This is a genomic window from Anaerobacillus arseniciselenatis, assembly GCF_001865995.1.
Classification (GTDB): Bacteria; Bacillota; Bacilli; order Bacillales; family Anaerobacillaceae; genus Anaerobacillus; species Anaerobacillus arseniciselenatis.
On record NZ_MLQQ01000028.1, the window covers coordinates 1 to 7,605 of the forward strand.

Consider the following 7,605-nt stretch of genomic DNA (forward strand, 5'->3'; position numbering starts at 1 on the left):
TCATTATGAAGTCCTCCTTGGTTAACTAAGTTAGGGGTCATCTCGGTGCACGATTTGACACCCCGTATCATACCAGGAGGGCTCTTTTTTTTTCAAGTCCCCGAAAATCCTTCTAACAGGAATGCTCCTTTTATAATTAGAAAAGCGCAGGGCGCCTGAAGCTAGACAGCTTTCAAAATTTTTTATACTTTAACATATGAATTTTTACAATAATAGGCACAAAAAAAACTCCCCCCCTTTTAATAAAGGGACGAGAGTTTACTTCCTCACGTGTTACCACCCAATTTCCCTTGTATCTCACGACTACAAGGCTCAATAAGTTACTAAACAAATAGAGTGTTCTAGAACATTCCTCTGGCCTCACAAAGAAAGGCTGAAATGAACTATATTCACCTCAACATTAGTAACTTTAAACTAAAATAACGCTTAGTAAACGTTGCCCCCTTATTACTTATAACTCGAAGGCAAATCCTCCAAGACCATTTTCAAAAGTTCAACCTATACCAGTTTTCAGCTCCCCTGGCTCTCTGTCTATGATCAACACCATAATAGGAATTCCTTTTTACTTATCTTTTCAACAGAAAAATATTCAATTGAAATTGAGGTACTTTGATTAAAGTCACCCTCTAGGAAAGGCTTTAAAAATCATAAGTCAAATGAAAAGGCCTTTTGGCAAAAATATACCTAAACAACAGGGTTATTGTCAAGTTTGTCCAAAATTAATTTTTTAAAACAAATTTAATGGTGATTTCATACAAAACCTTCATGAAGATTTACCGTCACCATCTAATATGGAAAAGGCGGATGATTTCCTTCACTTCGCTGTGAAGCTACTGATCTCAATCACATCATGTCACGCTTCTTAGGATACGCATCGTGTAGCTTTGCGACGAGTAACCGCAGGAGCACACTCTAACGAATCTCAGAGGCTCGTTCACGAAATCATCCGCCTTTTTTCATACAAAACTTGTAAAAAATAAAATCATGAAAGTTTTGTCGAACAGAATAAATAGATTGTAGATTTTTGTCGAATTACATTTCCCTATTTGCGTAAATATTAGTTCAAACTTATATTTAATAGTTTGATGATAAAATTAAAAGTTGAGTTATCTATTATTTTTTAAAAAGCGAAATCCTTGTAATACCGGGCCCTTTATTTCGCGACTAGAAATAACACTACAAAAATAGTAAAAACTTGAAAAAAATAATTGACTTCTTTTGGAAATGTTGTTATTCTATATTCATAGAGAAAAATGTCGAATTTTGAAGAAACAATAACATAAGTATTATTGTGAACTACTAGGAGGAGAAATTATGAAATCTACAGGAATTGTTCGTAAAGTTGATGAGTTAGGACGTGTCGTTATTCCAATCGAACTTCGTCGTACACTTGATATTGCAGAGAAGGATGCACTAGAAATCTATGTCGATAGTGATAAAATCATCTTAAAAAAATATAAACCAAATATGACTTGCCAAGTAACAGGTGAAGTTAATGATGATAACCTTGCATTAGCAGATGGAAAAATTATCTTAAGTGCAAATGGCGCTAAAGAAATCATCGCTGAATTACAAAACTTTGTTGAGAGCAAAGCTAAATAGTAAGAAATTTCAAAGGACTGACAATTGTCAGCCCTTTTTTGTGTAGACAAAGTATGGATTAGATCAATTTTTCTTTATTCTTGATGATAAGTTTGATATACTTCGCGCTTAGGAAGCCCTCGATCTTTCGATACTTGCTTAATTGCCTCTTTTGAAGATAACTTTAAAGTAATGTAGTGTTCAACATGTTGAACAACAGATAACTCTGTCCACCAATCTTCGTTTTCGTGTTCTTCTTCCGAGTTAGACCCTTCAACGATTAAGCAGTATTCCCCTCTTGGATCCTCTTTTTCATAATGGCTAATCGCTTCACTTAACGTACCTCTAATAAACTCTTCAAACTTCTTTGTTAACTCTCGACAAATAGAAATTTTTCGATCACCTAACTGATCCAATAAGATTTTTAACGTTTCTTTGATACGATGAGGTGATTCATAAAAAATGATTGGACTTTTTATGTATTTTAAATCGTCTAGTTGTTTTTTCTTTTCTTTTTTTTGTCGATGTAAAAACCCATAAAAGAAAAAATTGTCTGATGGCAATCCAGAAGCTACAAGAGCTGGAAGTGCTGCATTAGCTCCAGGCAATGGAATCACATTGATTTGTTCTTCAATACAACTAACCACTAACTCGTACCCTGGATCTGAAATTGCTGGCATTCCTGCATCGCTAACTAACGCTATTATTTGCCCATTTCTTAATTGTTCCATTAGTTTAAAGCCACTAGACTCTTTATTATGGTCATGATAACTAATAAGCTTTGTCGCAATCTCAAAATGATTACAAAGTTTTTTCGTTTGTCTTGTATCTTCAGCAGCTATAATATCAACTTCTTTTAATACATTTAAAGCCCGATAAGTAATATCTTCTAAATTACCGATCGGTGTAGGAACTAAGTATAAACTTCCACCTTCATTATTACGATAGCTTTGTTGTATCCACATTTGTTTTAATACCTACCTCTATAATTAATCAGTTCAGTTAAAATAAATTTCTGTAAATTGCTCAGTATAGCTCATATCATCATTATAAACAAATAATGGTGGTAATATTTTTATACCTGAATTTCCGCTCTTTATACCTTCGATCAGAAGGATGTTTGCCTCTTTTCCTTGTTTTGGATGAATTAGTTGAATTCGTTTCGGCTCTATGTGGTACTTTTTCATAAGTGTAATTATATCAATCAACCTCTCTGGTCGGTGAACGAAAGCCACCTTCCCTTTTTGCTTTACGAGTTGACTGCTTACGCGAATCACATCTTCTAAATCACAATAAATTTCATGACGAGCAATCGCAAAATGTTGATTTTCATTCCACTCTTTTTCAGTTACATTTTTAAAATAAGGAGGGTTACAAGTGACAGTATCGAATTGTTCCTTACCTAAACCTTCAACTATTTTATTAATATCATCATTGATAAAACCAATTTGTTTATGTAAATCATTTAATTGAACACTGCGAATCGCCATATCAAAAAGTCGTTCTTGGATTTCTATACCTGTAATTTTCGCCTTACTTCTTTTACTTAATAATAACGGAATGACGCCATTACCTGTACAAAGGTCAATAATTTTTCCTTTTTGAATTGGTACGTAACAAAACTTTGCTAAAAGTACGGCATCGATCGAAAAAGAAAATACGTTTGGGCTCTGAATAATTTTTCGGTTTTTATTCGGCAAGAAGTCGACGCGCTCATCTTCTTTAATATCAATCATATATAAATTCCTTTCATTAACAACTTATAATATTATAAATTATATCAAACCTAATCATTCAATAGCTAGGGTAGTCGTCATGAAGAGATACCGTCACCAACTAATATGTAAAAGGCGGTCACTTTCCCTCACTTCGCCTTGACCTTCTTCCGAATCTCAGACGCTCGTTCAAGAAAGTATCCGCCTTTTTACATATAAAACCCGGGCGAGGGTCCAAACCACTAACCAACAAACCAACTGTCCCACAAAAAAAGAGGCAGACATTATACAATGTCAACCTCCAATCATTACTTCTTGTTTAAGAACGACAAGCAAAAGAGACAATCTCCTTCTTTACGTATGCTCCCGTAATGAAGGTTACAAATGTGAAATCCTTCGTGATACAATCTAGCTAAGTTATCATATCCTTCGCCGATATCAATTTTATCTTCTTTTGTCTTTTCTACTAACTCTTCCTGTTTCTCTTCTGCTGATTCCTCGATCCGAGAACGTAGATGGTCATTTTCAATCTTTAGATGTTGGTTCTCTTCTAATAGAATGGCTAAATGTTCTTTTAGCTCTCCTAATTCACGATAAAGGCCACCTATTTTTTCTTCCATTAAACTCACTTGTGAAAAGACCTCTTTTTTATCCACGCTAGCTTACACCTCATTATTCTGTGGTATGAATAGGTATTGCTCCTTCACTCATAAGCTCGTCGATTGTAAATTCCACTACCCTGCTGTCTTCAACAAGCTCAATTTGAACAAGCTGCTCTAAAATATTTAAACCAGTGACCCGGCCTTTGCCAAGTGTAGTTGCAATCGTTTTGCCGATGTCAGGCAAACCTTGTTTTGCATCTTCGTAATTGTCATTTTCATATTTTAAACAGCACATCAGTCTACCGCATAGTCCTGAGATCTTCGTTGGATTTAAAGACAAGTTTTGATCCTTCGCCATCTTAATAGATACGGGCTCAAAATCTCCAAGAAATGACGAACAACATAAGATTCTCCCACAAGGACCAATACCACCTAGCATTTTAGCCTCATCTCGGACACCAATCTGTCTAAGTTCAATCCTTGTCCGAAAAATAGCTGCTAAATCTTTAACAAGTTCTCTAAAGTCGATCCGACCATCTGCTGTAAAATAAAATAACACTTTATTCCGATCAAACGTATACTCTACGTCTACAAGCTTCATATCAAGATCATGTTCTTGAATTTTACTTGAACAAACTTCAAAAGCTTCCTTGGCGGCGACATGGTTTTCTTCGACCGTTGTTTTGTCGTTTTCATTGGCAATCCTAATCACTTTCTTTAAAGGAAAGACAACATCTTGTTCGCTAACCACTTTCTTGCCGATCACTACTTTCCCAAACTCAATTCCTCTAGCAGTCTCGACAATTACTAGCCCACCTTTTTGTACGTCTATATCTTCAGGGGAGAAATAATAAATTTTTCCCGCTTTTTTAAATCGAACACCTACTACTTGATGCACTATTCACTATCCCTCCTGTAACCTCAGCATTAATTGCTCCATTAATAGTTGAGGATTTACATTTGCACCTAGACGTCTCTTCGCTTCTAGGATACTAGCCATATGATGGCCTACTGTACGCTGTGAGCTTTTTAATGCATGTCGTTCTAATATATCGATCTGATCAACAAAAATAAGTTGATCTTCATTGGCTAATAAGGTACGTAACACATCACGATACCAAAGCAATAATAAATCTAAACCTAGATTTAGTTGATTTTTCTCTTTAAAGTGAGCAAACCAACTTTCTTGCAAAGTGAGCATGACCTGATGTGGCCTTGTACACACTTCTTCAACTAATTGTATCATTATGCTTCGGGCTTGTGCAATCCAATCCTCATGGTAAAGCTGGTAAGCTTCCTCAATATCGTTCGTTAATTGTCCTAAAAGCCTAGATATCGGCTTACTTACACCACTTTTTTCTAATTGTTCTATTAATTGTAGTGGCGTTAATGGAACAAATGAAAGGATTTGTGTTCTAGATAAAATAGTGCTTAATATCTTTTGAACCTCTGATGTTGTCAAAACTGCGGTTGAAAGACCGTCCGGTTCCTCGAGAAATTTTAAAAGACCATTTGCTGCACTACTTGTCATTTTTTGGGCATCTTCAATAATATAAAACTTTTTTGTGGACTCCATACCTCGATATGAAAATTCCTTTTTCAAATGACGAATTTGTTCAATTTTAATCGATTGACCGTCAGGATGAATAATATGAATATCGGGATGATTTCCAGATGCTATACGCTTACAATCCGGACAAGTTTCACACGGGTCAGCCCCCTGCTGATTCTCGCAAAAAAATGTTTTCGCTAACTGAATGGCGATTTTCTTTTTGCCAGTTCCTTTTGCGCCTTCAAATAAATAGGCATGGGATAAGCGTTGTTTTTGAATACTATTCGTAATAATCCTTACAACTTTTTCCTGACTTTTTGCTAATTCATTCCACATCATTTCCATCAACACCTAAAATCTTTCAAATTGATCAACAGGTAATACGAATACAGTAGCTCCTCCAACCTTAACATTAACAGGATAAGGAATGTAAGAATCTGCATTTCCTCCCATAGGTGAAATCGGTGCAACAAGTTGATCTCTACTTTGACAATTGGCTTTAATAATATCTAACACATCATCAACTTGGTCATCTTCAGTACCGATCATAAAAGTAGAATTCCCAGCTTTTAAAAAACCACCAGTACTGGCCAGTTTCGTCGCTTTATAATTAGCGTTCACTAGAGCATTCGATAAATTATTACTATCTTTATCCTGAACAACCGCAACAACAAGTTTCATATTGTTAAGCCTCCTCCACAAATCATTATATATCTAGCCTTAACTTAAAGGTAAAATGCCACTTAAATTATTGTCCTATTGACTTGTATTCATTATAACAGATGTATAAAAGCATCGCCTATATTACACTTTTTAAATACTGTTCGATCGTCACTTTCGTATCATTAATAACTTCAACGAGTGGCCGGTCTGCGTTAATAAGGACGATCCTTTGAGGATACATTTCGACGAGTTTTAAATATCCTTCTCTAACTTTATAATGGAAGTCTAATTTTTCTTTATCTAAGCGATTAATTTCTCTATTTTTATTTTGAGCAATCCTTGCAAGCCCTTTTTCCGGTTCAATATCAAAGTAAAATGTTAATTCGGGCATACAATTGTCAATCGCAAAAGAATTAATCGTATACACTTCTTCTAAACCGATTTCCCTTGCGATCCCTTGATATACTAAACTACTATCCAAAAAGCGATCACAAAGGACAATTTTCCCTTTGGTTAATTGTGGAATCACTTTTTCAACGAGATGCTGTCTTCTTGCTGCAGCGTACAATAAGGCTTCTGTTCTTCCATCCATAGCCGTATTTTCTGTGTCTAAAATAATACTACGTATACTTTCTGCGATTTGAATTCCGCCAGGTTCTCTCGTTGTTATGAAATCATAACTTTTTTTTCTGAAGTCATCCGCTAGAGCTTCAATAACAGATGTCTTTCCTGCTCCTTCTCCGCCCTCAAATGTAATAAACTTTTTTGTCATATTTCTTGCCTCTCTTTATCTTTTTCTGTTTACTAAGAATCATTTCTACTTTTAAAGACTTTAACTCCATTTTCGAATACATCGTTTCCTTGAAAGTGAGCTCCTGCTCTTTTTAACACAACTAATAATTTTATATGTTCATCCTCTATTTTTTCACCACTAAGTAAAATTGGAATTCCTGGTGGGTACGGAATGATTTCTTCGGAAATAATTTTTCCTATTGATTTTTGTAATGCTACGGTTTCCTTTTTTGTTTCTTCCATCCTTCTATAAGAAAGTTCTAGGTTTGATACCTTTGTTTTAAATTCGGTATCTATTTTGTCGAGTCGCTTATTTATAGGAAACTTAATTAATACTTGTTTGATTTTCTCAGTAATGCTGTAAAGATCTTCTGTAATTATTAAAGGCATGACGAACAAAATGTTAAACTGATCAGCCAACTCTGTAAATATTCCTTCTTCTTCTAAAAGAGTTTGTAATTGAAAGCCACTTAACTGACAATTAGATTGAACGGTAACCTTTAATGGATCAACTTCGTAGTCAGCACTCTCGATAACTTTTAATTGTGGAATTTTATTAAGAGAACTTTTGAACTCCCTCTATAAATATTGATATACCAACGGTTTGAGCCGTTGGAGAAGTACCAAAAAAATATTTTTCGACACGACCTCTAACATTATTTTTATAATATGTGAAACTATGCCAATTGGTGGGTACGCT

Annotated in this window: 9 protein-coding genes; 1 reads left to right on the forward strand and 8 read right to left on the reverse strand. The window is 35.0% G+C overall.

All coding sequences use genetic code 11. The features are described 5' to 3' along the window. Window positions 1-1,314: 1,314 nt before the first annotated feature. Window positions 1,315-1,602, forward strand: a complete 288-nt coding sequence (locus BKP35_RS12285) for an AbrB/MazE/SpoVT family DNA-binding domain-containing protein (RefSeq protein WP_071313655.1) — start codon at window positions 1,315-1,317, stop codon at window positions 1,600-1,602. Between the two features lie 74 nt (window positions 1,603-1,676). Here the strand turns inward: BKP35_RS12285 and rsmI are convergent, their stop codons facing one another. From rsmI to BKP35_RS12325, 8 genes are all read right to left on the reverse strand, one after another. Next, the gene (gene rsmI, locus BKP35_RS12290) at window positions 1,677-2,546 is read right to left on the reverse strand and encodes a 16S rRNA (cytidine(1402)-2'-O)-methyltransferase (RefSeq protein ID WP_071313656.1); all 870 of its coding nucleotides are present in this window, start codon (window positions 2,544-2,546) and stop codon (window positions 1,677-1,679) included. A 33-nt stretch (window positions 2,547-2,579) separates the two neighbouring features. Further along, window positions 2,580-3,317, reverse strand: coding sequence for a tRNA1(Val) (adenine(37)-N6)-methyltransferase (locus BKP35_RS12295; RefSeq protein ID WP_071313657.1), 738 nt, complete (start codon window positions 3,315-3,317; stop codon window positions 2,580-2,582). Window positions 3,318-3,604: 287 nt separating this feature from the next. Continuing rightward, entirely contained in the window at window positions 3,605-3,952 is a 348-nt protein-coding gene (gene yabA, locus BKP35_RS12300) for a DNA replication initiation control protein YabA (RefSeq protein ID WP_071313658.1), read from the reverse strand. A 16-nt stretch (window positions 3,953-3,968) separates the two neighbouring features. After that, window positions 3,969-4,796: a PSP1 domain-containing protein gene (locus tag BKP35_RS12305; RefSeq protein ID WP_071313659.1), complete on the reverse strand. Its 828-nt coding sequence runs from the start codon at window positions 4,794-4,796 to the stop codon at window positions 3,969-3,971. A gap of 6 nt (window positions 4,797-4,802) precedes the next feature. After that, on the reverse strand, window positions 4,803-5,789 hold the full coding sequence (gene holB, locus BKP35_RS12310; protein ID WP_084031632.1) for a DNA polymerase III subunit delta': 987 nt from the start codon (window positions 5,787-5,789) through the stop codon (window positions 4,803-4,805). 12 nt (window positions 5,790-5,801) lie between these two features. After that, the gene (locus tag BKP35_RS12315) at window positions 5,802-6,131 is read right to left on the reverse strand and encodes a cyclic-di-AMP receptor (RefSeq protein WP_071313661.1); all 330 of its coding nucleotides are present in this window, start codon (window positions 6,129-6,131) and stop codon (window positions 5,802-5,804) included. A 118-nt stretch (window positions 6,132-6,249) separates the two neighbouring features. Then, the gene (gene tmk, locus BKP35_RS12320) at window positions 6,250-6,885 is read right to left on the reverse strand and encodes a dTMP kinase (RefSeq protein WP_071313662.1); all 636 of its coding nucleotides are present in this window, start codon (window positions 6,883-6,885) and stop codon (window positions 6,250-6,252) included. Between the two features lie 32 nt (window positions 6,886-6,917). Further along, complete coding sequence (locus BKP35_RS12325; protein WP_071313663.1) at window positions 6,918-7,325, reverse strand: Orn/Lys/Arg family decarboxylase; 408 nt, start codon at window positions 7,323-7,325, stop codon at window positions 6,918-6,920. Window positions 7,326-7,605 lie beyond the last annotated feature (280 nt).